Source organism: Lysinibacillus sp. FSL K6-0057 (genome assembly GCF_038630885.1).
In the GTDB taxonomy this organism is placed as follows: Bacteria; Bacillota; Bacilli; order Bacillales_A; family Planococcaceae; genus Lysinibacillus; species Lysinibacillus fusiformis_F.
Genome location: NZ_CP152047.1, coordinates 3,452,093 through 3,477,183 on the forward strand (window position 1 = coordinate 3,452,093; position 25,091 = coordinate 3,477,183).

Annotated in this window: 20 protein-coding genes, 1 other RNA gene, 2 pseudogenes and 1 other annotated feature; of the genes and pseudogenes, 3 read left to right on the plus strand and 20 right to left on the minus strand. The window is 38.5% G+C overall.

Features of this window, described 5'->3' with window-relative positions; all coding sequences use genetic code 11:
- Positions 1-43: 43 nt before the first annotated feature.
- The 11 genes and pseudogenes from MHB40_RS17230 to hisS all read right to left on the minus strand — a co-directional run bounded on the left by MHB40_RS17230 (position 44) and on the right by hisS (position 10,306).
- Positions 44-760 (minus strand): hypothetical protein, encoded by a 717-nt coding sequence (locus MHB40_RS17230; protein WP_205444583.1) that lies wholly within the window; start codon positions 758-760, stop codon positions 44-46.
- A gap of 282 nt (positions 761-1,042) precedes the next feature.
- Positions 1,043-1,561: a hypothetical protein gene (locus MHB40_RS17235; RefSeq protein ID WP_205444584.1), complete on the minus strand. Its 519-nt coding sequence runs from the start codon at positions 1,559-1,561 to the stop codon at positions 1,043-1,045.
- A 209-nt stretch (positions 1,562-1,770) separates the two neighbouring features.
- Positions 1,771-2,157 carry a hypothetical protein gene (locus MHB40_RS17240; protein ID WP_342441071.1) on the minus strand — a complete coding sequence of 129 codons (387 nt, stop codon included), beginning with the start codon at positions 2,155-2,157 and terminating at the stop codon, positions 1,771-1,773.
- Positions 2,158-2,297: 140 nt separating this feature from the next.
- A complete protein-coding gene (locus tag MHB40_RS17245) occupies positions 2,298-3,059 on the minus strand; it encodes a tRNA threonylcarbamoyladenosine dehydratase (RefSeq protein WP_342533047.1) in 762 nt (253 codons plus the stop codon).
- A 330-nt stretch (positions 3,060-3,389) separates the two neighbouring features.
- Positions 3,390-4,202 (minus strand): annotated as a pseudogene (locus MHB40_RS17250) (MupG family TIM beta-alpha barrel fold protein); the annotation flags it as partial.
- Positions 4,141-4,590, minus strand: a pseudogene (locus MHB40_RS17255) (PTS transporter subunit EIIC); the annotation flags it as partial. The pseudogenes MHB40_RS17250 and MHB40_RS17255, both read right to left, overlap by 62 nt.
- 86 nt (positions 4,591-4,676) lie before the next feature.
- A complete protein-coding gene (locus MHB40_RS17260) occupies positions 4,677-5,396 on the minus strand; it encodes an SIS domain-containing protein (RefSeq protein WP_342533048.1) in 720 nt (239 codons plus the stop codon).
- A 4-nt stretch (positions 5,397-5,400) separates the two neighbouring features.
- Complete coding sequence (locus MHB40_RS17265; protein ID WP_205444596.1) at positions 5,401-6,123, minus strand: GntR family transcriptional regulator; 723 nt, start codon at positions 6,121-6,123, stop codon at positions 5,401-5,403.
- Positions 6,124-6,862: 739 nt separating this feature from the next.
- Positions 6,863-7,062: non-coding RNA, 6S RNA (ssrS, locus tag MHB40_RS17270), on the minus strand.
- 139 nt (positions 7,063-7,201) lie between these two features.
- Positions 7,202-8,971 (minus strand): aspartate--tRNA ligase, encoded by a 1,770-nt coding sequence (gene aspS, locus MHB40_RS17275; protein WP_205444597.1) that lies wholly within the window; start codon positions 8,969-8,971, stop codon positions 7,202-7,204.
- 66 nt (positions 8,972-9,037) lie between these two features.
- Positions 9,038-10,306: a histidine--tRNA ligase gene (hisS, locus tag MHB40_RS17280; protein WP_205444599.1), complete on the minus strand. Its 1,269-nt coding sequence runs from the start codon at positions 10,304-10,306 to the stop codon at positions 9,038-9,040.
- A gap of 253 nt (positions 10,307-10,559) precedes the next feature.
- Positions 10,560-10,802, minus strand: a binding site (T-box leader).
- 164 nt (positions 10,803-10,966) lie between these two features.
- Between hisS and MHB40_RS17285 the strand changes: the two genes are divergently transcribed.
- Entirely contained in the window at positions 10,967-12,553 is a 1,587-nt protein-coding gene (locus MHB40_RS17285) for an SH3 domain-containing protein (protein ID WP_342533049.1), read from the plus strand.
- Positions 12,554-12,746: 193 nt separating this feature from the next.
- On the opposite strand, the gene MHB40_RS17290 is transcribed toward MHB40_RS17285, so the two are convergent.
- Complete coding sequence (locus MHB40_RS17290) at positions 12,747-14,153, minus strand: AbgT family transporter (protein ID WP_205444602.1); 1,407 nt, start codon at positions 14,151-14,153, stop codon at positions 12,747-12,749.
- A 335-nt stretch (positions 14,154-14,488) separates the two neighbouring features.
- On the opposite strand from MHB40_RS17290, the gene MHB40_RS17295 reads away from it, so the two are divergent.
- Positions 14,489-14,665: a hypothetical protein gene (locus MHB40_RS17295; protein WP_342533050.1), complete on the plus strand. Its 177-nt coding sequence runs from the start codon at positions 14,489-14,491 to the stop codon at positions 14,663-14,665.
- A 195-nt stretch (positions 14,666-14,860) separates the two neighbouring features.
- On the opposite strand, the gene MHB40_RS17300 is transcribed toward MHB40_RS17295, so the two are convergent.
- From MHB40_RS17300 to MHB40_RS17325, 6 genes are all read right to left on the minus strand, one after another.
- Entirely contained in the window at positions 14,861-15,076 is a 216-nt protein-coding gene (locus tag MHB40_RS17300) for a DUF2642 domain-containing protein (protein WP_342441076.1), read from the minus strand.
- Between the two features lie 72 nt (positions 15,077-15,148).
- Complete coding sequence (gene dtd, locus MHB40_RS17305) at positions 15,149-15,589, minus strand: D-aminoacyl-tRNA deacylase (RefSeq protein WP_342533051.1); 441 nt, start codon at positions 15,587-15,589, stop codon at positions 15,149-15,151.
- 33 nt (positions 15,590-15,622) lie between these two features.
- Positions 15,623-17,818 carry a bifunctional (p)ppGpp synthetase/guanosine-3',5'-bis(diphosphate) 3'-pyrophosphohydrolase gene (locus MHB40_RS17310; RefSeq protein ID WP_342441078.1) on the minus strand — a complete coding sequence of 732 codons (2,196 nt, stop codon included), beginning with the start codon at positions 17,816-17,818 and terminating at the stop codon, positions 15,623-15,625.
- A 205-nt stretch (positions 17,819-18,023) separates the two neighbouring features.
- Entirely contained in the window at positions 18,024-18,938 is a 915-nt protein-coding gene (locus MHB40_RS17315) for a pseudouridine-5'-phosphate glycosidase (protein WP_205444609.1), read from the minus strand.
- Between the two features lie 4 nt (positions 18,939-18,942).
- Complete coding sequence (locus tag MHB40_RS17320; protein WP_205444610.1) at positions 18,943-20,034, minus strand: carbohydrate kinase; 1,092 nt, start codon at positions 20,032-20,034, stop codon at positions 18,943-18,945.
- Between the two features lie 114 nt (positions 20,035-20,148).
- Positions 20,149-21,399: an MFS transporter gene (locus MHB40_RS17325; RefSeq protein ID WP_342533052.1), complete on the minus strand. Its 1,251-nt coding sequence runs from the start codon at positions 21,397-21,399 to the stop codon at positions 20,149-20,151.
- Positions 21,400-21,584: 185 nt separating this feature from the next.
- Here MHB40_RS17325 and MHB40_RS17330 point away from each other — a divergent pair, with 185 nt between their 5' ends.
- Positions 21,585-22,043 carry a MarR family winged helix-turn-helix transcriptional regulator gene (locus MHB40_RS17330; RefSeq protein ID WP_205444614.1) on the plus strand — a complete coding sequence of 153 codons (459 nt, stop codon included), beginning with the start codon at positions 21,585-21,587 and terminating at the stop codon, positions 22,041-22,043.
- Between the two features lie 38 nt (positions 22,044-22,081).
- Here MHB40_RS17330 and MHB40_RS17335 read toward each other — a convergent pair whose 3' ends face one another.
- The gene (locus tag MHB40_RS17335) at positions 22,082-22,594 is read right to left on the minus strand and encodes an adenine phosphoribosyltransferase (protein ID WP_205444616.1); all 513 of its coding nucleotides are present in this window, start codon (positions 22,592-22,594) and stop codon (positions 22,082-22,084) included.
- A gap of 35 nt (positions 22,595-22,629) precedes the next feature.
- Positions 22,630-24,948, minus strand: coding sequence for a single-stranded-DNA-specific exonuclease RecJ (gene recJ / locus MHB40_RS17340; RefSeq protein ID WP_342533053.1), 2,319 nt, complete (start codon positions 24,946-24,948; stop codon positions 22,630-22,632).
- Positions 24,949-25,091: the final 143 nt, after the last annotated feature.

Consider the following 25,091-nt stretch of genomic DNA (forward strand, 5'->3'; position numbering starts at 1 on the left):
ACTTTGCTTTTTTATAAAACAACAGGATAGACTGCTCTAGCAATCATCCTGTAAAGCTCGGGTTATTTGTTGTGTATCGTTCTTGGTAAAACAAATTTAAAGGTTCTGCTACATGTCGAAGTGATGGCAAAATGGATTCTTTCACATCTCCTTCATTTACCTTACTATGCAAAAAAACAATCAAATTATAAGACTGATACAATAAGCTCGCAAACTCTTGATTGTTTTCTCTTACCTCAAAGCGAATTGCTTTTACAGCAATTGCTTGTGCAATTTTTTGTTCTCTCGTCTCACAGGAAGGTTCCTTACTTAATTCATCATCTGACACTCTGTATAACCGTTTTAATGCACCATACACCTCTTGATTTCCACTAAATCGATCTTTTAACCACTGCAAGACAAATTGTAAAAGAATGACTGCATAGATAAGGGAAAGACATTCATCGCCACGTGATTTTTTTGCTAAGCGTTGGAAATATTCTGCTTGTGTGACTAATTCAAAAAGAAGTAAACGAATTGGGTAAAGCATGGCATGGCCGCTATTGATGTATAGCTTTTCTCGATCTCTATACATAGCCAACCAAATATCTTTGATCAATGAAATGGATTTCCTCGTTGAGAGCGCTAATTGACATTGAATAAGCTCCTGTTCAATCGTCGGTTGGATAAGCTGTTGAAATAAAAGTTCATCTTCCTCACTAACTAGTAAAAGTGGTTTTTCCAAATTCGCCAAATCTATTTCTATTCCATTTACAATCATTGCCTAGCCCCCTTCCAATAAGTTCTTACAGCGTTAAGCAGAGTGAGCACATCTATTACCAATTTTTTAACTATAATTCGACAAAAAAACATAAATACCTTTCTAGATAATATGTCTTTTTACTTTCCCTACAATAAAAAAAGAATCCACGATACTAAATTAGGCAAGTAAATCAGTCTTTTTCAACATCGAACATTGTACAAAAAGCTGATTTAATTACAATTAGTTGCGTAGATTCTTGTCGTATTGGCTATTTTCTGAAAATAGATAGTCTACTATTGTCTAAACCGAAAGTTCTTGATCAACAAATAATTTAAACTGTTGAAGACACTGCTTCACATCACCCTTTTGTGACAGCACTTCGTTGCGTATGATGGTTGCTTTTTCTTCATCATCTAGCACTTCAGTTAAAAGAGCAAAGATATCTGTTAATAATAGCTCATTCTCTTCCTGCTCAATACTCGGTAAGGAATAGGCAGCTATTTTTAATAAACGCTCTACTTTTTCAGGTGTCTCTTGTAAAGCATTCGAAGAATAATAGGTTGATGCAGCTAAAAAGTAGCATAATTTTGCACAACAATCGATAAATAAATGCCAATACGTATTTGCTTTTGGTAATTCCCCTGCTCGCTGATTAACGTATTCCTTATAATAGGTTGTGACTTGTATATATAAAGGATTTAATTCTCTCATGGCTTTTGGATAATTGTTGGATGTATCCAAATAGTCAAATACAATGGCATTCATTTTCTCTTGAAGTTTAACAATATCTAAATGATCACGAATTACTTGAATTTCCATTTTCCCACTCTCCCATATGTCATTTGCTGTTTAACTTCTTGGCTATTCACTGCGTAGCACCAAGCATCCCAAACAAACTGATCGATTATCTAATGGATGATTCAAATTATAGCAATAAACCATATGAAGTAGTGTGGACATGAAAAAAATAAGACAATTTCGTGAATTAATAGCATTTTATGTACATAAGAGGAACTATTTTGGTAAAATTATAACCTTTGTACATAATCATCAAATAACCATGGTTCCTTTGCTCGATCAACAATTTCGATAATACTTCCATTTACATATTTTTTAATGCGCTTTTGAGGTATATAAAAATAAGCATTGTTCATAATTAACCATTCACTTAATGTTAAATCACTACCTGTTTGTTGCTTCGTTAAGATTTTTTTATGTCGCAGAACATCAGCCATTTTATAAAAACCATCTGACAATTCGTAGGCTGATACATCAAAATTAAAAATGGGGCTGACAACTTGTCCAACATCAAAAATATGTATAGTTTGCTTTTCTTCATCTATAGCTAACTCTACTGTGCTAATTTCATCCAAAAGATTTAAACCTCTATACTCCATTTGATAAATTTTTTCCATTTGTATACGCCTCCTTTTTTACAACGGTCTAATTGTAACATAGAAAAAGTAGCTACCTCTAAATACAATTAAGGCAGCTACTTCTACGAAAATGAACATTTATGCTGTTTATTGAAAATTACCCAAACCTGTATATAGTACTAACCTTGTACGCGCGTAATTATTACATCTTTTAGGATGGTATTGACTACCCAGCTGGCAGCAATTAAACCCGCTACGGACGGTACAAAGGCATTGGATGAAGGCGGCATCTTTGCTTTGCGAATTGCTGCATCAGGCTTACCTACATGTTCGACAACATCTGGACGAACGACAATTGGACTTTCATCTGAAAATACAACCGTAACACCCTTATGAATGCCCTCTTTACGTAGCTTTGTACGAATGACTTTCGCCAATGGGTCTGTATGTGTTTTTGAAATATCTGCAATTTGGAAGCGAGTAGGGTCCATTTTATTTGCTGCACCCATACTTGAAATAATAGGAATATTACGTTTTAAACATTCCTTCATTATATGAATTTTATACATCACTGTATCGCTTGCATCGATCACATAATCAATGCCTTGCGCGAAAAATTCTTCATAGGTTTCTTCTGTGTAAAACATATGCATGTCAATCACTTCACATGCTGGATTAATATCTGCAATACGCTCTTTCATAATTGCTGATTTTGATTGACCAACTGTCGATAGGTATGCGACAAGTTGTCTGTTGACATTTGTAATATCTACATTGTCCTTATCGACTAAAATAATACGACCGATTCCGCTTCTTGCACATGCCTCAGCAGCAAATGACCCAACGCCCCCTACACCAAGTATAGCGACCGTTGTATTTTTTAATTTCTCGAGACCCTCTGTTCCTATAGCGAGCTCGTTACGTGAAAATTGATGTAACATCCTGACACTCTCCATCTATGAAATTTTATTAGTAAACCTAGTTATATACTAAGATAAAATCAAAACCTATCTTACATTTTATCACGTTATTGTTCAAGAGAAAAATATAAAGAAAAAATCAAAATTGCCTACATCAATATGTAGAATTAATCAATTTCTACCTCGTTAGCCAGCGTCAATTAGCGGCTCTTTGGACGCCACTAGGAAAGGAAGCTGGTGAAACGGAAATCAACCCCTCGCCTTGCAAAGTTGCTATTTCTGCCATTGACATCATCTTTTTTCAACAATATGAAAAAGAGATTGATCACTCAATCTCTTTCTCACTCTTCTTTACTTAGTAAAACCAAATGATGACCATGGTTGAATATGTGCTAATAAAAATTGTTCTTCCTCCACAACGCTTGCGACCACATTACTCGATCCAGCATTCGGTATGTCCTTTAGCACAATCTGTAGCTCTCCCTTATAACGTACATCTAAATTATTATCAATCGTGATATCTCCTCTTTTTAATGGCCGTATATCATGCACAGGAAAATCTCCATTTTTATATTTCACACGGGATTGTGTGCTACGGATCACGTATTCAGAAACATCACCACGATTAAAATGGGGCTCTTTCAAAAGAATCGTTTCCTCTAAAATACTCGTGTCTTCTGACTGAACAACCCTTAACTCAAGCTTATTGCGATTTAAGAGACCTAACGCACGTATTTCTTCCTCAGAAGCAAACATATTGCCAATGATACAATCGTCAATTAGCCCTGTATGCCATAAATCTTTCGCCTGTACAGTGATTGGGAGATGACGGTGCTCCTCTAAGGTAGGTAAACCGTGCTCTGTTTGTTCCCAAGGTCCAAATTGACCATGCTGTGAGGAAATCATCGCTGCCGTTCTTACATTGTGCGTTTTAAAGTGTTGAGACGTTTGTAAAAAATGCTGACGAGATAGCCCCGTAAAGCGTCTTGGATAAAAATTATGACAGCCGATCATGTTCTCCTTATTGGGCTGATAAGAGAGAATATTGTCTACATACTTCGTACCATTACTAATGTTTAATTCTATTTTTAGATTACTTGCATCAAGTGACATCAATGCTTCTTCCTGGCCTGAAAATCCCATATCTAAACGTAATGCTGCCAAATAAAATTGTTCTTTTAAATAGCCAATTACGGTTCGCCATCGAGATAAATGGCAGATAAATACAAACAGTGATGACAATTAAGGCCATACTCAAAACAGCACCACGCCAAGATTGAGTTGCTAAAAATCCATTAATAATCGGCGGTGTTGTCCATGGTGGTGAGACGGTAGCAGCTGGCACCCAGCCCCATTTCGTTGCAAAAAATGCAATGGTTACATTTATCATTGGTGTCAAAATGAACGGTACGAATAAAACCGGATTTAATACAATTGGTAACCCAAAAAGTAATGGCTCATTAATATTGAAAATCCCAGGTGCTGCAGATAATTTCCCAACTGTATTATATTGCTTATTCTTTCTAGCAAATATGAAAAATGCAATGATAAGTGCTATGTAATGCAGCAGGTCTGGCATGAATACCTTCAGGAGATGAAATTTTATACATTTTCTTCATCCACAATCCCTCCATTCTTTTACGTAAAATCAATCCGATGTTGATATTTGGCAATCATTTTCTCATTATGCGACCAATCTGAATCCACATTATTGCTGACAAAAATCGGTAACTCTATTGAGGACTTTGCTAGTGTTTCAATGATTTCACTGAACAAAGCATTTAATAGTAATGAACCAATAACAGTGGACGCTGGTGCATACTGCATTTCATGTATATTCAGTACACCATCACCAATAGGGATATGTGTATTGATCACAAAATCTACCACATCTTCTAGCCGCTTCCCACTGTGATGACGTGTAGCCTGTTCCTGATAGAGGAGCGATTGGAGGGATAACACAAATACATCTGAATCCTTTGCTAGCAAAGCAGCATCAATAGGTGCTGCATTTCTCCCTGAGGTTGAAATAACGATGCAAACATCATTTTCACGAAAGTCAAACTGTTCTTTATGCTGTTCAATAATGTTCGGATCTTTCTCATTGATTGAAGAAGCTAATGCGCCAGCATGTAAAGCTAAAGGTTCAATAAATATTGGACGTACGGGTACTAATCCACCTGCTCGATAAAATGCCTCCTGTGCCAGCAGCTGAGAATGACCACAACCAAATAATTGAATAATCCCACCTTTTTGGAGGCGTTGGACAATGATTTGTGCCGCTTCACTTATATGAGCTGTCTCCTTTTCCTTTACAACCTGGATGAGCTTTTCGATTTCAGAAAAATATGCATGCATAAAATCACCTTTTAATTTCACTTATAAATTTATAACGATCAGCTCGATACGTACTACGTACAAGCTCAAATGGTTTACCATCTGATAAATAACTTGTACGTTTGATAATTAAAACAGGTGCTGTTTGATTAATCTGTAGAAATTTACTATCCTCTTTTGATACGATGGCTGCCTCCATTTGCTGTACGGCATTCCCTATCTTTTGATGGAACTTTGCTTCGATTAGGGCATAAAGTGAGCCCATTATTTGCTTCTCATCCAACTCCGGATAAATCTTAACTGGGATGTACGTTCTTTCAATTGCCATTGGCTGAGCATCAGCATTTCGAATGCGCACTACAAAAAATACTTCTTCACCAGGCTCTATCATTAAATCCCTTGCAATATCCACGGGTGGTATGATTTTCTCAAATCGTAACACTTTACTGCTTGGTTCCATCCCTCTTGCTCGCATATCTTCCGTAAAACTCGTTAATCCCTGTAACGGTTGCTCTAATTTGGGATTCGCAACGTACGTACCTCTCCCTTTTTCTCGATATAATAGACCACTATTTACTAGATTGGTAATGGATTGACGTACAGTCATTCTACTTACATCAAATTGTGCAGAAAGCTCTCGTTCTGATGGGATGGTCTCACCAATTCTGTATTCTTCTAAATAAATTCGTTGTTTAATAATCTCTTCTATTTGTATATAAATAGGTATATGAGAATTTTTCTCTAACAATTCTTGCACCTTCCTTATCGCCTTTATGATTTCTCAATACAACTTTACCTCGTCAGATCGTTTTTTGTATGTCGCATTGATTAAGCAAAGCTAAATTATGTCCACCATTGACATGTGTATCATAGTGATGAAAAGGACGCATTTGATTATATAAATGGTCACTTGATTTATGCCTAATGGACTTTCCTCTATTATTGTAGCATCTGAGTGACCAATAAACGAAAAATGCTTCGAGTAACGTAAACTCATCTTCATTTTCTGAAGCAACCCCTTTTGTTAGATAGCATGAATATTCATCTTTTGCTAATTAGCAAATTGTTTAATCGATGGACTCATTCTGTTCTCTATTGGCTAAGCATTAGCTCACATTTTCTAAACAATTGGATATTCTACATTAAATACCCAGTAATTATATTGCTCTGTTTAAATTTAGCCTCATGGACTTAAGCGCTTTCAATTTTGGTTATGGATTGTGTAATCGTCGTCTCCCTTTATATAACATTGCCTCTTTCAAAGAAGGTATAGTTGTCTATACCAATTATATGCTTCTCCAACAGAAATAAAAAGTAATCTTTCGTATTTTCTAAATTTTTATTTATTTAAAATGCTATACTAGCTCTTTTTTAAATCGCTATGCCCTGAACTGTATTTACTTTCCTAATCCATCATTCTGCTCCTGTTTAATTTAACGCATAAAAAAAGGAGCTATTGTTAAGCTCCTTTCAATCCTATGTATAGGACGAATCCCAATTGTGCCGTAATGCCAAGAAACATTCGTTTTGAACCCGCAATTTGCAGGTGGGTGCCCGCTTTGCAGCTTTAAACGTCCCGCTTTGCATGGGGCATGTTTGCGACTACAAAATGAAGGCTCCCGATTCTATAGTGTTCGGTCAAAACTGTGAAGTAGAGTTAGCAGTTAGACAAACACATCAGGATTCGTATTACAGTTATCATAACACTACTTTTCTGATAATTCAAACGATTTTCTCTAATAATCTATAATTTTTTAAGAAAACGCAAAAAATACCTAGATTTCCAACAGTATTTGCTAGAAAATCCAGGTATTTTGTATTATCTATTATTTTCTAAAAGGTTTGATGGCCAGGCTTAATTCACTTAGTTGTTCAGGAGATACTTCGCTTGGTGCCTCTGTCATCAAGCAACTAGCACTAGCTGTTTTCGGGAATGCAATTGTATCCCGTAAATTCGTACGACCTGCTAATAGCATCACGAAGCGATCAAGACCAAAGGCAAGACCAGCATGTGGTGGTACGCCATATTCAAACGCTTCTAATAAGAAGCCGAATTGTGCTTGTGCTTCTTCTTCTGAGAAGCCAAGTAATTCAAACATTTTTTCTTGTAGCTCACGTTCATAAATACGTAATGAACCACCACCAAGTTCGTAGCCGTTTAAAACGATATCATATGCTTGTGCCCGTACTGCTGCAGGGTCTGTGTCCATTAACGCTATATCTTCATCAAACGGACGTGTGAATGGATGGTGTGCAGCATAGTAACGTCCATCTTCCTCAGAGTATTCGAATAATGGCCAGTCAGTAATCCAAAGGAAAGCAAATTGTGATTCATCGATTAGGTTTAAATCTTGTCCTAATTTCGTACGTAGAGCACCTAAAGAAGCTGCTACAATAGCTGCTTTATCAGCGACAAATACTAGAATATCGCCAACTTCTGCCCCCATACGCTCGATTAATGCTGCTGCTAACGCTTCGTCAAAGAATTTCGCGATTGGACCGTTCAGGCCTTCTTCTGTAACCTTTAACCAAGCAAGACCTTTTGCTCCGTAAATACCAACGAATTTCGTTAACTCGTCCATGTCTTTACGAGAATAGTTGTCAGCTGCACCTTTAATATTGATACTTTTTACTTGTTTACCTTGTGCAACCGTATCGGCAAACACTTTGAAATTACAGCCTTCAAAAATATCATTTAACGCTACTAGCTCTAATCCAAAACGTACATCTGGCTTATCTGAACCATAGCGATCCATTGCTTCTTGGTATTTCATGCGTTGGAATGGTGCAGGAATGTCGATTCCTTTTACTTCTTTCATTACCGCTTGGATTAAGCGTTCATTCATTTCTAATACTTCTTCTTGTGTTAAGAAGCTCGTTTCAATGTCCACCTGTGTAAACTCTGGTTGACGGTCAGCACGTAAGTCTTCATCGCGGAAGCAACGCGCAATTTGGAAATACTTTTCAAAGCCAGCAACCATTAATAATTGTTTAAATAATTGAGGTGATTGTGGTAATGCGTAAAATTCACCTTCATGAACACGTGAAGGTACTAAATAGTCACGAGCACCCTCTGGCGTTGATTTTGTTAAAATTGGTGTTTCTACTTCTAAGAAACCTTCGTTTTGTAGGAAGTTACGAATTGTACGTGTCACATCAGAACGCATTTTGAATGTATCGAACATTACGGGACGACGTAAGTCAAGATAGCGATATTTCAAACGTAAATCTTCTGATACGTCTGTGCGATCTTCAATCTGGAATGGCGTAGTTTTTGCCGTATTAATGACGACTAATTTTGTTGCTTCCACTTCGATTTTACCGTTTGGCACATTTGGATTGATTTGATCCTCTGTACGAAGAATGACTGTACCTTCCACCTCGATCACATATTCACTACGCACTTTATCTGCTAATGCATGTGCTTCTGCCACATCTGGACTAAAAACGACTTGCGTAATACCAGTACGATCACGTAAATCAATGAAAATTAAACCACCAAGGTCACGACGGCGCTGTACCCAACCTTTTAATACGACTTTTTCGCCTTGTAACACTTCTGAAAGCTCGTTACTAGCATGTGTTCTTGTAGCCATTGTTAAATTCCTCCAAAATATCTTCAATTTATGTAGCATTTCACTACAAATGCCCTCTGTCTGTTTTTATGCTTGTTGTGTTAAATAGTTCACTAGCTCTGAGAATGTCACTTTGTGCTGTTCACCAGATTCCATATGTTTCACAGCAGCTGCCTGCTCTTCAAGTTCTGTTTCACCAAGAACAAGGGTATATTTTGCACCTAGACGATCCGCTGATTTCATTTGGGCCTTCATTTTACGGTCTAAATAATCCATCTCTGTCGCAAGGCCCTTCGCGCGGAAAGTACTTGTCAGCTCAACGGCCTTTTGCTTCGCTTCATCGCCCATTGCAATAATGTAAACATCTAGCCCTGAAGCTGTATCTAATTCAACGCCCTCCGCTTCAAGTGCCAGCAACAAACGCTCAATACTTAGTGCGAAACCAATACCTGGTACATCTGGACCGCCAATTTCTTGCACTAATCCATTGTAGCGTCCACCACCACACAATGTTGTAATGGCCCCAAAGCCAGATGCTGTGGACATAATTTCAAATGTTGTGTGATTGTAATAATCAAGTCCTCGCACAAGATTTGGGTCAACTTCGTAAGAAATACCCAATGTATCTAAGTATGTTTTCACTTGAGCGAAATAAGCAGCTGATTCTTCTGTTAAGAAATCAGTTAACGCAGGAGCCGTTTGCATTAATGGGTGCTCACGATCTACCTTACAATCTAAAATTCGTAATGGATTTTTTTGTAAACGACTTTGACAATCTGAGCAAAACTCATGAATATGTGGCTCAAAATGCTGTAATAACGCTGTACGATGCGTATCACGCGTTTCTTTATCACCAAGTGAATTAATTACTAATTTTAAATCCTTTAAACCCGCTGATTCGTAGACGTCCATTGCAAGAGCAATGACTTCTGCATCAATGGCAGGATCTGCTGAACCAATTGCTTCTACTCCAAACTGTACAAATTGACGATAACGACCAGCTTGTTGACGCTCATAGCGGAACATTGGTCCTAAGTAAGAAAGCTTAACTGGCTGATCTGGAGCACCAAACATTTTATGCTCCACATAGGCACGTACGACACCAGCCGTATTTTCTGGACGTAGTGTTAATGAACGCCCCCCACGATCTTCAAATGTATACATTTCCTTTTGCACAACATCTGTTGTTTCCCCAACACCACGTGCAAATAGATCCGTTTGCTCGAAAATTGGTGTGCGAATTTCGTTATAGCGATAAACACGACAAATATCACGAATAATCGCTTCAACCTTTTGCCATTTCTCAGATTGACCCGGCAAAATATCTTGTGTCCCTCGTGGCACTTTAAAACTCATGTAATTCCCTCCTATATCGATTGCTTATGATAGAGCAGCTGTCGTCCCACTTTGAGCGAAGGCATGCTTCGATTGAGCGGTTTTCTGTCCAGTTGGAGCGGGTAGCAACCTTTGATGAGCACTTTTCACTCTAGTTGGAGCACTTTCTCTCTTTTTAGGAGCGCCTTCCCCTCTTCTCTGAGCAAAAACAACCATCCTCGAATGAACGCATTACTTTTTGGACAACAAAAAAAGCCCCCGTCACCTTGCTATTGCAAGGGACGAGAGCTGTATAAGCTTCCGCGGTTCCACCCTAGTTGACACAAATCATTACATGTGTCCTCCTCGTAATCGGATAACGGCCGATTCCGTTTTTTCCTACTAGGCACTGCCTTTCAGAAAAAAGCCTCTCAAGTGTTATTCGCGTGATACATTTTTGTAGGAAAGATTGCAGCCTAAGTCTTTCCCTCTCTTTTCCAATAGTGGTATACGCTACTTGCTTGGTCATAAGCGATTAATCATTTTTCGATTACCCTTTATGTTAGTCACTAGCTAAGGCAATGTCAACTATTTTTGTATTTTTCATCAGTCTATATTGAAAATAACCAATTCTGTTACCATTTTACCACGAATTTTATGATAAAAGCATGGTAAAATAGCACAAGGAATAGGAGGAATCTGATGAGGACAAAAATTTTACATAGTATAATCATCTTCGTACTAATGGTAACGATGGCGATTCCCAATAAGAACTTTGTTCAAAGAGCTTCCGCTGATACCAGTGATCTAAAAGTCGCGGGAACGATTCTTCATTTGCGTGAGGGTCCTGGATTGTCTTATCCCATTATTACGACTTTAGAAGAAGGTGACCCTTTAACTTCAATCGGTCGAGAAGGTGATTGGTATCAAGTCAAAGCAGGTAACTACGAAGGATGGGTTGCCTCTTGGCTGACCGCACCTACAAATGCTAAACAAGCCATCGATAAAACCGTCATTTCACAAGTTGACCGTTTAAATATTCGAACAGAACCAGACATCTCTTCAGCAGTTCTTGGTCAACTTTCTACGGGTAACCAAGCAAACCTCATTGAAGAAAATGGAGAATGGGCAAAAATTGATTGGAATGGATTAACAGGATGGGTTTCGAAGGATTATGTCACGATCAACGATAATCCTAAAAAAGAAACAGAACCCAAAGAAGATGCTGTTGAAGTAACTACTACAACCGCAACACCTGCCAACAAGGATACAACCTTTACCATTTTAGTGGACGTCCTAAATATCCGAAAAAAACCAGACTTGAACGCTAAAAAAATCGGCACAGCAACAAAAGGTCAAGCCTTTAAAGTACTGGCGCATGAGCATAATTGGGTACAAATTCAGTACAATGATAAAAAAACGGGTTGGGTCTATAGTTTTTACGGTACATTTTCCAATAAAGTAAAGAGCACCTCAAAAACGTCAACTTCCAAAGAGTTGGAGTCTGTTACCATTATCTATAATGGGACAAATCTACGAACGGATGCCTCAACGGCAGCTGAAGTGGTTGAACGTGTAGATGCTGGTGTAAATTACCCGATTGTAGGCGTTAAAAATGATTTTTATGAAATACAATTAGACGACGAAAAAACAGCTTTTGTCGCGAACTGGGTAGTCACAACAAGTTCCAATAAAGCGCCAAATTCACAGAAAGAAAAAGAAGAGCCCCGTAAAAAAGGGACATTAAGCGGGTTAACGATAGTTGTTGATGCTGGTCATGGTGGGAATGACCATGGTACAACTGGTCAACGTGGTACAGAGGAAAAGGGCATTACTTTGAAAACGGCCACGCTGCTTGCTTCCAAGCTAAGTGCTGCTGGCGCGAACGTGGTCATGACGAGAGAATCAGATGAATATGTGGCATTGCGTAAACGTGTATCGATTGCCCATCAATATGAGGCAGATGCCTTTATTAGCCTTCATTACGATGCAACAGACGATAGCTCCATTAACGGCTTCACGTCTTACTATATGAATAGCAATCAAAAAGGGCTTGCTGAGGCGATTCATGATGGACTATCAAGTAAAATAGATTTGAGAGATCGTGGTGCACAACAAGGGAATTATTTAGTCCTACGAGAAAATCGTCAAAAGGCAGTCCTCATTGAGTTAGGCTTCTTGAGCAATTCAAGTGAGGAGCGCGTCATCACAACGGCGAAATTCCGTGAACAAGCGACTCTTGGTATTTATCAAGGGATTCTCAACTACTTTAATGAACAAGATGAATAAGCAAAAAAGCTGCGGATGATAACATCCACAGCTTTTTTCACTTCTCCACATTGAAAATAAAAATCCTATCCCCTAAGAATACAGATATTGGGGCTATGCAACTATGAAAAAAAGTAAGGACACTTTGCAGAAATCAACCCCTCACCTTGCCAAAAGGTCTTTTTCTGCTAGTGTCCTGATCTTTTTTCATATTTTAAGATATTCCTAATGCTACCGCAGCAATTAACGCTAGACACGCAATCACTGCCCATCCAAGAATCATCTTCCAGATAAACTTAATCCACTTTTCATATGGGATACCTGCAACGGCTAAATACGCCATTAACGCAGACGAAGTAGGGATAATAGAGTTCGTTAAGGAATCTCCATATTGGAAGGCTAAAACAGCCACTTGTCGTTCTAATCCTAATAAATCCGTAATTGGAATCATAATTGGCATTGTTGCAGCTGCCTGTCCACTACCAGATGAAATAAATAAATTCAAAAGGGCTTGGATAAGTAACATGCCGATTGCACTGATAGCATGTGGCAAATGTCCAATTGTTTCAGATGCCGCATAAACAATCGTATCGATAATTTTCCCCTGCTCTAAAACAACCGTAATAGCACGAGCAAAACCTACAATTAAAGCTCCAAACGTTACAGCCTTAGCTCCCTCAATAAAGGAATCAAAAATAGTGGCAGGTTTTAAACCACCAATTAGTCCTGCAATTAACCCCATAATTAAAAAGGATGCAGTTAGCTGCGTCAAGAACCAGCCCCAATTAAAGACACCATAAATATTAAAGCCAATCCCACAAGCCATGACAATAAATACAAATTTATGCTTGCCTGTTAATGTTGGGATGTCAATCGCAGATACATTGGATTTAGCTTTTTGCTCAATCTCATAAATAACGCTTGCCTGTGGATTCTTTTTCACCTTAAAAGCATAACGAGATACATAGAAAATCGCAAAAGCTAAAACAAAAACATAGACTACTGCACGGAAGCCAATTCCTGAGAATAATGGTACATCTGCTAATGATTGCGCAACACCTACTGTAAAGGGATTAAGCATTCCTCCAAAAAATCCACTGGCAGCACCAAGAGTGATCATGGCAGTTCCTGTTACAGCATCAAAGCCCATTGCACGTGCAATGGCCACACCAATCGGCACGAAAATAATTGTTTCTTCCGCCATCCCCATTGTAAAACCACCAACAGAGAATAAAATCATCGATAAAGGAATAAGTAATTTTTCTCTTCCCTCTAAAGCTTTTACTCCTTTATAGACACCAGCCTCAATCGCACCTGTAGAACGAATAATGCCAAACACACCACTGACTAAAAAAATATAGAAAATGATTTGAGCCCCTTTTTCAAGACCCATTGGAACGGCTGTAAACATTTCGAAAAAGGAAACTGGCTCACTCTCAATATGATGATAGCTTCCATCTACAACGAGCATTCGCCCTTCCTCATCCTCTACACGTTCGAACTCACCTGCTGGTATGATGTAGCTTGCAATACCTGCTAAAAAAATGATGGCAAAAATAATCGTATATGTATGAGGTACCTTCAACCAGCTTTTCTTCTTTATCCCCTGTTCATTTTCCATTAAACCACGCTCCTTTTTCTCTATTTAGACATTTTCACAACATTGTCGCTATTTGTCGCTAATTGAAAATAAATATACATGAGTTTAAATTTATTGTAAAGTATTAATTTTCTATTATTTTAGCAAGCATACTTTATAGTTACCTTATTATTAAGCTTCTTGGCTGACCTTGGCTATAAAGATCCTCCTTCCCCACAAACACGAGTAATCGGATAATAATGTACATCCACAGATTATTAATGTTAAATTCATTATTTTTCTAAAATAAAATTATCAATCTAATTGTCGTCATCTAACATACACATGATGTTCGTTTCACATTGTTCAATCAAGAGATGGGTATAGTCTGTGGTGAAGACAGCAATGTGTTTGATAAGCATTTTGAATATGGATGGTTTGTTGTCGCTTTTAACCATAATTCCCAATTTAAAATAAGCATGTTAACTGTCAAATTAGCGGGCAAATATAAGTCGATTGTATATGGAATGCTTTTATTTTCATTGCATTCATAATGAAGGGATTGAACTGCTAATAATACGTTTGCTGAAGGTAATGAATGAGGAGGAGAGGTAGAAACACCTTTTATATTATTCCAAAAAAACATTTGCAGGATCACTACTATTTGTCATTCAAACATTTTCATTTACCATAAACAGATAAAAAAAGAACCTTCTATCATCTATTATGATTGGAAGGTTCATACTTTCTCATTTTTTTGTAGTTTCCAATGTAACCCATACAATTTCCTCCATTCGAATGAAGAAAGGCGTACGATTCATCTCAAGGATCATATGGTCAGGTAGTATGGATAATAAAATACCTTTTTGAATATTTTTTTCTGTTTGCACAACTACTGCCTGACCAATCATCATGTTAAGCGTTTCGTATAAATATGGATTGGTTATACTTCTCGTCTGCGTCATGTTCATAGACACCCCTTCCTATAAAACTAACCATACTCTTTAGTATATGAAGGAATTATAGGAAACGTTCCATTATTTTGACTCTAGAAGAATTGTGACTGGACCATCGTTAATTAGTGCTACATCCATCATTGCACCAAAAATACCTGTTTCCACATGTAAGCCGTGCTCGCGTAATGCTTGATTAAAGGCCTCCCACAGCGGCTCAGCTGCTTCTGGTCTAGCTGCATTTATAAAACTTGGACGATTCCCTTTTTTTGCATCCCCATACAACGTAAATTGTGAGACGGACAAAATAGCGCCTCCATGCTCTAAGATCGAATGATTCATTTTTCCATCTGCATCTTCCCAAAGACGTAAATTGGCTACTTTTTTTGCTAAATAGGCAACATCCTCATGTGTATCTTCATTTGTAATCCCCACTAAAAGAACATAGCCATGATCAATCGCTCCTGTAACAGTTCCGTCCACTGTTACAGAGGCAGCTTTACTGCGCTGTAATACTACTTTCATGTATTAAAACCCCAATTCTATATTGCCTATCAATTAGTTAATGACACGCTGCACTGAATAAATATCAGGTGTTTGTTTAATTCGCTCAACAACCTTATGCAAATGTGAGATGTTTGAAATAGAAATTGTTAAATGAATTGTTGCCATTTTATCACGGTCAGCACGACCACTGACTGCCAAAATATTTGTTTTTGTCTCACTAACGATTTGCATAATTTCATTTAATATACCAGGTCGATCAAAGGCTGATACTTCGATATCGACTGGATATTCTTTTTTCTCAGGAATGACACCATGCTCCCATTCCACTTCAATTAAGCGCTCCTGCTCATCCTCTATTTGAATATTTGGGCAGTCCTCACGATGGACAGAAACACCTCTACCCTTCGTAATAAAGCCTACAATATCATCACCAGGAACAGGTGTACAGCAACGAGAAAGTCGAATAAGCATATTGTCAATGCCCTTTACAATAACACCGGATTCCGTCCGTTTTTGTGGAATTGGATTTTTCATTTTTTGTTCGATTTTCTCTAAAGCTTCTTCCTGCTCACGCTCTTTACGACGTTTTTCTGCTAGACGATTTACTATCTGCTGCGCTGTAATGCCACTCACGCCAACTGCCGCATACAAATCTTCTTCATTTGTATAGTTAAATTTATCGCATACACGTTTGAGGTTTTCAGAAGACATTGTTTCCTTTAAATCGAAATCCTGCGCACGGATTTCTTTTTCAATCATTTCTTTACCTTTGATAATATTTTCTTCACGTAGATGTCGCTTAAAGAATTGCTTAATCTTATTTTTCGCCTGAGAGGATTGTGCTATTTTTAGCCAATCGCGACTCGGACCAAAGGATTGTTTAGAAGTTAAAATTTCAATGATATCACCTGTCTTTAATGGTGTATCAAGCGGTACCATTTTCCCATTGATTTTCGCCCCAATCGTACGATTTCCGACTTCTGAATGGACACGGTAAGCAAAATCAATAGGAACAGAACCTGCTGGCAATTCAATGACATCGCCTTCAGGTGTAAATACATAAACCATATCAGAAAATAAATCAAATTTTAAGGATTCCATAAATTCTTCTGCGTTGGAAGATTCATTTTGGAACTCTAAAATTTCGCGGAACCACGTTAATTTTTGATCGACATTCTGCTTTTGATGATCGACGTTTTTGCCTTCTTTATACGCCCAGTGTGCCGCAATCCCGTACTCTGCAATTTTGTGCATTTCCTTCGTGCGAATCTGTACCTCCAATGGGTCACCATAAGGTCCAATAACGGTCGTGTGCAGGGACTGGTACAGGTTTTGTTTTGGCATAGCAATGTAGTCTTTAAAGCGCCCTGGCATTGGTTTCCAGAGTGTATGCACAATCCCTAATACGGCATAGCAATCTTTAATACTATCGACAAGAACACGAATGGCTAATAAATCATAAATTTCATTAAACTGTTTCTTTTGTAGCACCATTTTTCGATAGATACTGTAAATATGTTTTGGTCGACCATAGACATCTGCGTCAATTTCAACCTCATTCAGTTGTGATTTCATCTCAGCCATCACATTTTCTAAATAAGCTTCACGTTCATCACGTTTTTTCTTCATCAGACTGACAATACGATAATATTGCTGTGGGTTTAAATAGCGCAGTGCTGTATCTTCAAGCTCCCATTTTACAGTCGATATTCCAAGACGATGAGCAAGAGGTGCAAAAATCTCTAGCGTCTCTTTTGAAATACGTCGTTGCTTTTCAGCAGGTAAATGCTTTAACGTACGCATATTATGAAGACGATCTGCTAGCTTAATGAGGATGACACGGATATCCTGTGCCATAGCCACAAACATTTTCCGATGATTTTCAGCCTGCTGCGCCTCTTTTGATAAATATTTAATTTTCCCTAGTTTGGTAACACCATCAACAAGCACAGCTACCTCTTCGCCAAATTCACGTACCAAATCATCCCGCGTAAAATCCGTATCTTCGACAACATCATGTAAAAAACCTGCCGCTACAGTTTCTGGGTCCATTTGTAATTCAGCTAAAATACCTGCTACTTGTACTGGGTGAATAATATACGGTTCACCAGAGCTACGGAATTGCTCAATATGGGCATCCCTTGCTAATTCATATGCTTTTTTCACGAATGCGACATTTTCATCATTCATGTAGGATTTGACTAACTCAAAAACGTCCTCAGGAGTCAAAATTTGCTCTTTCGCCATAACATGTCCACCTTGCTCGTCAAATTTTTCAGATTAGATATAAACTTAATTGTATAAAATATTGTAGCCTATTGTAAAGAGACTGTATCATTTAGTTTAGTTAATCTCGTGAACAGTTCGAAAAATGGAAAAAATATTCTTCTTTTTAATAAAAAAGACCCTCTGCGACTTCACGTCACAAAGAGTCCTTGTTTCGACAAATGGATTAATGTAATTGATTATAAGCTACAGCAATTTTCGCGCCGACTACTGCATTGTTTTTCACTAATGCAATATTGGCATCAAGACTTTTACCTTCTGTTAATTCTTTCACTTTGCCAAGTAAGAATGGTGTAACGTTTTTACCTTGAATGCCATTCTCTTCCGCTTCAACTAAAGCTTTTTCAATAATGTTTGTAATAAATGTATGCTCTAATGCTTCCGCCTCAGGAATTGGATTTGCAATGACTGCGCCACCTTTTAAGCCTAATTGCCATTTCGCAGATAGCATTGCTGCAATTTCCTCAGGTGTATCCAATTGGAAGTTTACATCGAAACCACTTTGACGTGTGTAGAATGCTGGTAATTCATCCGTACCATAACCAACCACTGGCACACCTTTTGTTTCAAGATATTCTAGTGTAAGACCGATATCTAAAATTGATTTTGCGCCCGCACAGATAACGGCAACATTTGTTTGTGCTAATTCTTCTAAGTCAGCAGAGATATCCATTGTTGTTTCAGCACCGCGGTGTACACCACCAATTCCGCCTGTTACAAAGATTTCAATACCTGCAAGCTCTGCACAGATCATTGTCGCTGCAACTGTTGTAGCACCTAATTTTTTCGTTGCTAGTAAGAAACCTAAGTCACGACGTGAAGCTTTCGCAACACCTTGAGCATTACCGAACATTTCTAGTTCTTCATCTGATAGACCGATTTTAATTTTTCCATCAATTAATGCAATGGTTGCAGGGACTGCACCATTATCGCGAATAATTTGCTCAACTTCACGCGCAGTTTGCACGTTTTGTGGGTATGGCATACCGTGTGAAATAATTGTTGATTCTAATGCAACGATTGGTAGACCTTTTGCTTGTCCTGCTTTTACTTCTTCTGATAATACGATGAATTCTTTCATGTTGTTATTCCTCCATTTCATTTTTCAACAAATCTACTGATAATTCAGGTCTTACTGTATAAGGAGATGCCAATGTATTTTTTGCATTGGTTAATCCAGCATCAATACATGTCTCAAAAGATTGTCCAGTCAACCAACTGTGAATGACAGCGCTGACAAAGGCATCTCCTGCTCCTGTTACATCTTCAATTTTGTCAATCACTTTGGCAGCAAATTGATGAGGCGCAATCGTTGTAGATGCTGCATAAACGCCCTTACTGCCAGCCGTGATAATGACATGTTCAGCACCTAGTTGTAGAAGCTGTTGTAATGCTTTTTCATAATGGGTAGCGTTTTCAATTTTATGTCCAACAATCGTTTCCGCTTCATCTGTGTTACAAATAAACCAAGTTACGCCTTGTAATGTTTCAGGTAGTCGATTCATTTTTGGCGAAGATACCGGCACAATGACAAGTGGAATAGCACGAGCAATGGCTACTTGCTGGATATACGCCACTGTTTCTTTTGGACAGTTTAAATCCAAAATAAAACATCCCGCGTTCACTAGCATTGTTTCATGTTTTTTCAACAAGCTAGGTAACAGAAGGTCATAAACCTCCATATTCGCTACAGCTAGTGCTAGCTCACCTTGTTCATCCATTATGGCAGTATAAGAACCCGTAGAAGCCTCTGCTAGCTGCTCTACATAACGTAGATTCATAAAGGATTCCGAAGCTTCTTGGATCACTTGCCAATCAGCATCTTTCCCTGCCGTTGTTAGTAACGTCACTTGGTGGTTTAATCTGCCTAAGTTTTCAGCAATATTTCGACCAACACCACCTACACTAAAGGAAGAACTGGCAGGGTTAGATGTTCCAAATTGAACATTGCCCTTTACATGGAATTTGCGGTCTAAATTAGCTCCACCGATGCAAATAATTTCATTTTCCTCGGGTAAAATATAAGCACGACCTACAATTTTTCCTTGCTTCGTTAAACTAGACACTAAATTAGCAAGCACGGGACGTGACAGATTCATTGTATCTGCCATTTCTTGCTGAGACATAAACGGATTCTGGCGAATTAAAGCAAGCACCGCCTGTTCTCTTTCATTCATAGCATCACCTTTTATTATATTTGTTTATATTATAAACTTTTGTTTGTATTATGTCAAAAGATTCTTTATTAAAAAAGTTGAACCTCATCATACCGAGGTTCAACTTTTATTTGTTTATGCTTGCTGGGGTGTTTGCTTTTTAACAATGATGACGAATAAACTGGCCATTGCACAAAACATCCCTGCAAGGAAAAAAGCCCACGTATAGGAATTAAAAAATTTATAAATCAACCCTCCACCATACGCAGCAACCGCCGCTCCTGCTTGATGGGAGGCGAATATCCAGCCGTAGATAATACTACTTTTATGCATACCAAAAATTTGTCGTGTCATACTGATGGTTGGTGGCACAGTAGCAATCCAATCTAGTCCATAAAAGATGGTGAAAATCGTTAGTAAAACAAAAGACCCTTGCGCGAGTGCATAAGGAAGTAATAAAAGAGAAGCGCCTCTTAACATGTAATACCAAAACAACAACCAACGATTGTCGAAGCGATCAGATAACCAGCCAGAGGCAGTCGTGCCTAATAAATTAAAAACGCCCATAAAGGAAAGAAGTGATGCAGCGGTAACTAAAGGAACACCAAAGCTAATACAATAAGAGACAAAATGAGTACCAATTAATCCGCTTGTCGATAGACCACAAATAAAAAAGCTGCCTGCTAGTAACCAAAACGCTTTAACCTTAATCGCCTCTAATAAACCATAAAAAGCCATGCTTATTGGATTCTTTTTTTGCTGTATTAGATGTTCTTCTATAGTCTCTTCTTGTCCATAAGGTGTCAAACCAATATCCTGGGGCTTATTTTTAATAAAAATAGCAATCATGAAGAACATTATTGTACTAAGGAGTAGCATTAATGCGATAGCCCATCGCCAAGAATAGTGTTCGATGATGATAGCTAGCACTGGCAGTAAAATTAACTGACCCGTGGCTGTACTTGCCGTTAAAATACCAACTGCTAACCCTCTGCGTTTTACAAACCAATGATTCGCAACATATGGACTAAGCACCGTTAAAAATAGACTCGCTCCAAGACCAATAATGCCTCCCCAAATAACGATTAACTGCCAAGATTGACTCATCAAAAATGTTAAAGTCATTCCTACTACTAAAGTGGCCATGGCGCTGAGCATCATTTTCTTTAAGCCAATGACTTCAAGTAGTGCAGCCATAAATGGTCCAGATATGCCATATAAAAACAAACTTACAGCGAAAGCTAAAGCAATGGTTGAACGATCCCAGTGAAATTCTTTTTCAAGGGGATCGATAAACACACCAGATGATGACATCGTAATCCCTGCGACAATAATCGAGAAAAATGTGACGATCAAAATAAACCAACTATAATGAACACGCTTCACCCTAACACCTTCTTTTCTTATGATAGACCGCAAAACATGTATATACATGTTTAAGTCTATTCATTTCATTTATATGTATATACATGTATAATGATAGTAATCGTTCATAAAGCTGTCAAGAAGTAATTTCTAGTTTTTGGGTGTATACTAACAATAAGTAGAATCCCTTCAAAGGAGTACTGTCGATGAAGAATCAACTTAAAAATATTGATTATACACAAATATGTGTTTGTGCAAACCTTAGAAAGAAAACAAGGGTTGTCACGCAATTATATGATAAGCTGCTACAGCCTACTGGTTTAAAAGTTACACAATATTCGATGCTTGCACATATCGACCTTCAACAAGCTGTGTCAATCAGCCGTTTAGGTGAAATATTACAACTCGATCAAACCACTGTTACACGTAATATTAATCTATTAAAGCAACATGGCTATGTTGAATTAAAGCGAGATACAAATGATGCTCGCACAAAAAAAATTACGCTCACTGAAGAAGGCTTAGAAAAGCTACATGAAGCCGCACCTATTTGGCAAGGAATTCAAGATAGAATCATCGAGGATATTGGAACCGAAAAATACGCAGATTTCTACGATACCTTGCGAACAATGCAAAAAATTATTCAAGCATATGACGAAGTATAAAAAAAGCGCCCACAGTGTAGGGCGCTTTTTCAATGCTCTTAATATTGAATAAGTGTTTTAATATTTAAATCGCCAAGCTTCTCGCGACCATTTAATTCTAAAAGTTCGATTAGGAATGCGCAGCCGACTACCTGACCACCTAATTGTTCCACTAAACGCACTGTTGCTTCAACTGTTCCCCCAGTAGCTAGTAAATCATCACAGATTAACACCTTTTGACCAGGCTTAATCGCATCGTGATGCATTGTTAATGTATCTTTTCCATACTCTAGACCATAGTCCGCACTAATCACCTCACGTGGTAATTTACCTGGTTTACGAACAGGTGCAAAGCCAATTTCAAGTGCATAGGCAACTGGGCAACCGATAATAAACCCACGAGCTTCAGGGCCAACCACAATTTCAGCTCCCACTTCTTTTGCATATTCTACAATTTGATCTGTTGCATATTTGTAAGCAGATCCATTATCCATAATTGTCGTAATATCTCTAAAAGTAATGCCTTCTTTTGGCCAGTTTTCAACCGTTGTAACATATTGCTTTAAATCCATGTTCTTGCTCCTCCTACGAAACGTTATACGTCCGTTTATGTTAATCGTTCATCAAACCATTGTTTTAATTCTATATAAGGTGCATAGACAAGCTTTTGCTCCATTTCAATCTGTTCTGAACGTTGTTTGTAAGACGGTGCCTCTGTTAGTGCTTGTTTTGGGGCATTCACGTTGACAGTCGTCAGTCCACTCTCCATTTTAACAAAATCAAGCTCAAAAAACACCTGTGTCATAAATTTTAATGTTTCTAATGGCCAGCCCGTATGCTTCGCTAAATCTGCAATATGCATATCAAGTGGAAAGGCTGGTCGATTTTTCAAGAATTTATAATACCAAGCAAATTGTTCACGAGTAGGTAAACCACTAAAGTATTGCGAATCGGGCATATAAAAATGTGCATAAATACGTGAAGGTGTTGTCTTCTGTAAAACGTCTTCTAGCTTTTGAACATGGTGTGGCAAGTCTAAGAGCACGATGTAATCACTTTGTTCAATTTTTGAAAGGGTTGGGTCAACCAATGTAATAGGTGCACCAATTAATGATTGATAATAGGTCATCGTTTCTGGACGAAAGGCGATAAACTGTGCCTCGTCCTTCGGTACCGTATTCAGCCATCGAGCTGTTTGGCGGATACCACGAATATCAAATAGTTGCCATTCTGTTGTTTGGACATCCTCGATCATAAATTGGGCTTTTTTACGTCCCTGCCATTCGTTAATTTGCAAATCACCTATAAAGGAAACTTTGATGCCATACGTTAATTCATCATGTAAATGCCCTTTATTAAAACCAACACTATCCAATTTGTCATAGCCGTTTGTTATTTCCATTTTAATATGATTCTCGGCCGCTCCAATTTTACGCATGGAGGCGATTTCTACATCCTCAAGCACATAAACAGGCTTCGGGAAATCTGTGCCGAATGGTCCTAATGTTGAAATTTCCTCAATAGCATCTGCTGAAATTTCGTCAATGCTGAGCGGAATATCAATATGCACGATCGGTGTTAATTGCTCCTCTGTTAAGCAGGCTCTGGCCTGCGCATCCAAGCGCTTACGTAGTTCATCCACATGCTCTAATGATAAGGTCATACCTGCAGCCATAGGATGTCCACCAAAATGCGGTAAAATATCTCGATTTTTAGCTAGTTCGTTATATAGATGGAATCCTTCAATGCTTCGAGCAGAGCCTTTTGCTGTGCCCTTTTCGGGATCGAGTGACAGCACAATCGTTGGACGATAATATAGTTCAACGAGACGTGAGGCTACAATTCCCACAACACCTGCATTCCAGCCCTCGCCAGCAACAACAAGAACTAAGGAATTGCCGACTTTTTCATCTGCTTCAATCAGTGCAATGGCTTCATCCGTAATACTTTTCACAATATCTTTGCGCTCGGTATTGCAGGCATTTAACTGTTTTGCCAATGCGGTTGCTTTAGCATTATCCTCTGCCATTAATAATTCCACGCCAGGAGCCGCTTCACCAAGTCGACCAACGGCATTTAATCGCGGCCCAAAATAAAAGCCAATCGTTTCTTCCGTAATTTTTGTCTGTTCTGTACTGGCTATGTTACACATCGCTTGTACCCATGGGCTAAGAGAACGGCGCATTTCCTGTATACCCCGCTTCACGAGATAACGATTTTCGTCCACCAAAGGGACTAAATCTGCTACAGTGCCAATCGCCACAAATTCAATTAAATGGCTTGGTAGTTCACCATATAGAGCATGTGCCAGCTTAAAGGCAACCCCTACTCCCGCTAGCTCGCCAAACGGATATTGTCCTTCTGGTATTCGAGGATGAAGAATAATATCTGCTGGCGGTAGCTCCTCACCTGGTTCATGGTGATCTGTCACAATGACATCCATGCCAAGCTCCTTTGCTACTCGAATAGGCTCGATACCAGTTATCCCATTATCCACTGTAATGATTAGCTGTACATCCTCCTCATAGGCCTCCCGAAATAGGGCTTCATGCGGACCATAACCATGGATAAAACGATTCGGAATTTTAAAGGAGACGTCCGCTCCTAGATCTAGTAAAACATGTAACATAACGGTTGTGCTTGTCACACCATCTGCATCATAATCACCATACACTAAAATTTTCTCACCATTATCTAGTGCTTGTTCAATTCGTGCCACTGCTTCAGCCATACCATGCATAAGAAATGGATCATGGATATTTGCCTCAGTCATATTTAATAAGCTTTCTGCGTCAGCTGTTGTTTCGCAGCCTCGTGCTGCTAAAATTTTTGCTGCAATCGCAGAAAGTTGTAAGTCATTTTGTAATGCTTGTACAAGTGTTGCGTCTGGACGCTCCACCTGCCATCTTTTTTTCGATAGAATCATCTTCTCACTTCCTTACGAAAGCTATTATACCGAATTTCTATAGGTTACGCACTATCCGTCAGATTGATAGTTTTATCCATTACTTTTTAATTTCTATCCGTCACTTTTCCATATCTATCTGCCAATTACAGCATTCTATCCAC

Bases quoted from the DNA above. Each gene is read 5' to 3' on its own strand.
- MHB40_RS17330 (WP_205444614.1), top strand. From the start codon at position 21,585: ATGAAGAATCAACTTAAAAATATTGATTATACACAAATATGTGTTTGT.
- MHB40_RS17230 (WP_205444583.1), bottom strand. From the start codon at position 760: ATGATTGTAAATGGAATAGAAATAGATTTGGCGAATTTGGAAAAACCA.
- aspS (WP_205444597.1), bottom strand. From the start codon at position 8,971: ATGGCTACAAGAACACATGCTAGTAACGAGCTTTCAGAAGTGTTACAA.
- recJ (WP_342533053.1), bottom strand. From the start codon at position 24,948: ATGATTCTATCGAAAAAAAGATGGCAGGTGGAGCGTCCAGACGCAACA.
- MHB40_RS17310 (WP_342441078.1), bottom strand. From the start codon at position 17,818: ATGGCGAAAGAGCAAATTTTGACTCCTGAGGACGTTTTTGAGTTAGTC.
- MHB40_RS17320 (WP_205444610.1), bottom strand. From the start codon at position 20,034: ATGAATGAAAGAGAACAGGCGGTGCTTGCTTTAATTCGCCAGAATCCG.
- dtd (WP_342533051.1), bottom strand. From the start codon at position 15,589: ATGAAAGTAGTATTACAGCGCAGTAAAGCTGCCTCTGTAACAGTGGAC.
- MHB40_RS17285 (WP_342533049.1), top strand. From the start codon at position 10,967: ATGAGGACAAAAATTTTACATAGTATAATCATCTTCGTACTAATGGTA.
- MHB40_RS17235 (WP_205444584.1), bottom strand. From the start codon at position 1,561: ATGGAAATTCAAGTAATTCGTGATCATTTAGATATTGTTAAACTTCAA.
- MHB40_RS17295 (WP_342533050.1), top strand. From the start codon at position 14,489: ATGGGTATAGTCTGTGGTGAAGACAGCAATGTGTTTGATAAGCATTTT.
- MHB40_RS17300 (WP_342441076.1), bottom strand. From the start codon at position 15,076: ATGACGCAGACGAGAAGTATAACCAATCCATATTTATACGAAACGCTT.
- MHB40_RS17240 (WP_342441071.1), bottom strand. From the start codon at position 2,157: ATGGAAAAAATTTATCAAATGGAGTATAGAGGTTTAAATCTTTTGGAT.
- MHB40_RS17315 (WP_205444609.1), bottom strand. From the start codon at position 18,938: ATGAAAGAATTCATCGTATTATCAGAAGAAGTAAAAGCAGGACAAGCA.
- hisS (WP_205444599.1), bottom strand. From the start codon at position 10,306: ATGAGTTTTAAAGTGCCACGAGGGACACAAGATATTTTGCCGGGTCAA.
- MHB40_RS17245 (WP_342533047.1), bottom strand. From the start codon at position 3,059: ATGTTACATCAATTTTCACGTAACGAGCTCGCTATAGGAACAGAGGGT.
- MHB40_RS17260 (WP_342533048.1), bottom strand. From the start codon at position 5,396: ATGCATGCATATTTTTCTGAAATCGAAAAGCTCATCCAGGTTGTAAAG.
- MHB40_RS17335 (WP_205444616.1), bottom strand. From the start codon at position 22,594: ATGGATTTAAAGCAATATGTTACAACGGTTGAAAACTGGCCAAAAGAA.
- MHB40_RS17290 (WP_205444602.1), bottom strand. From the start codon at position 14,153: ATGGAAAATGAACAGGGGATAAAGAAGAAAAGCTGGTTGAAGGTACCT.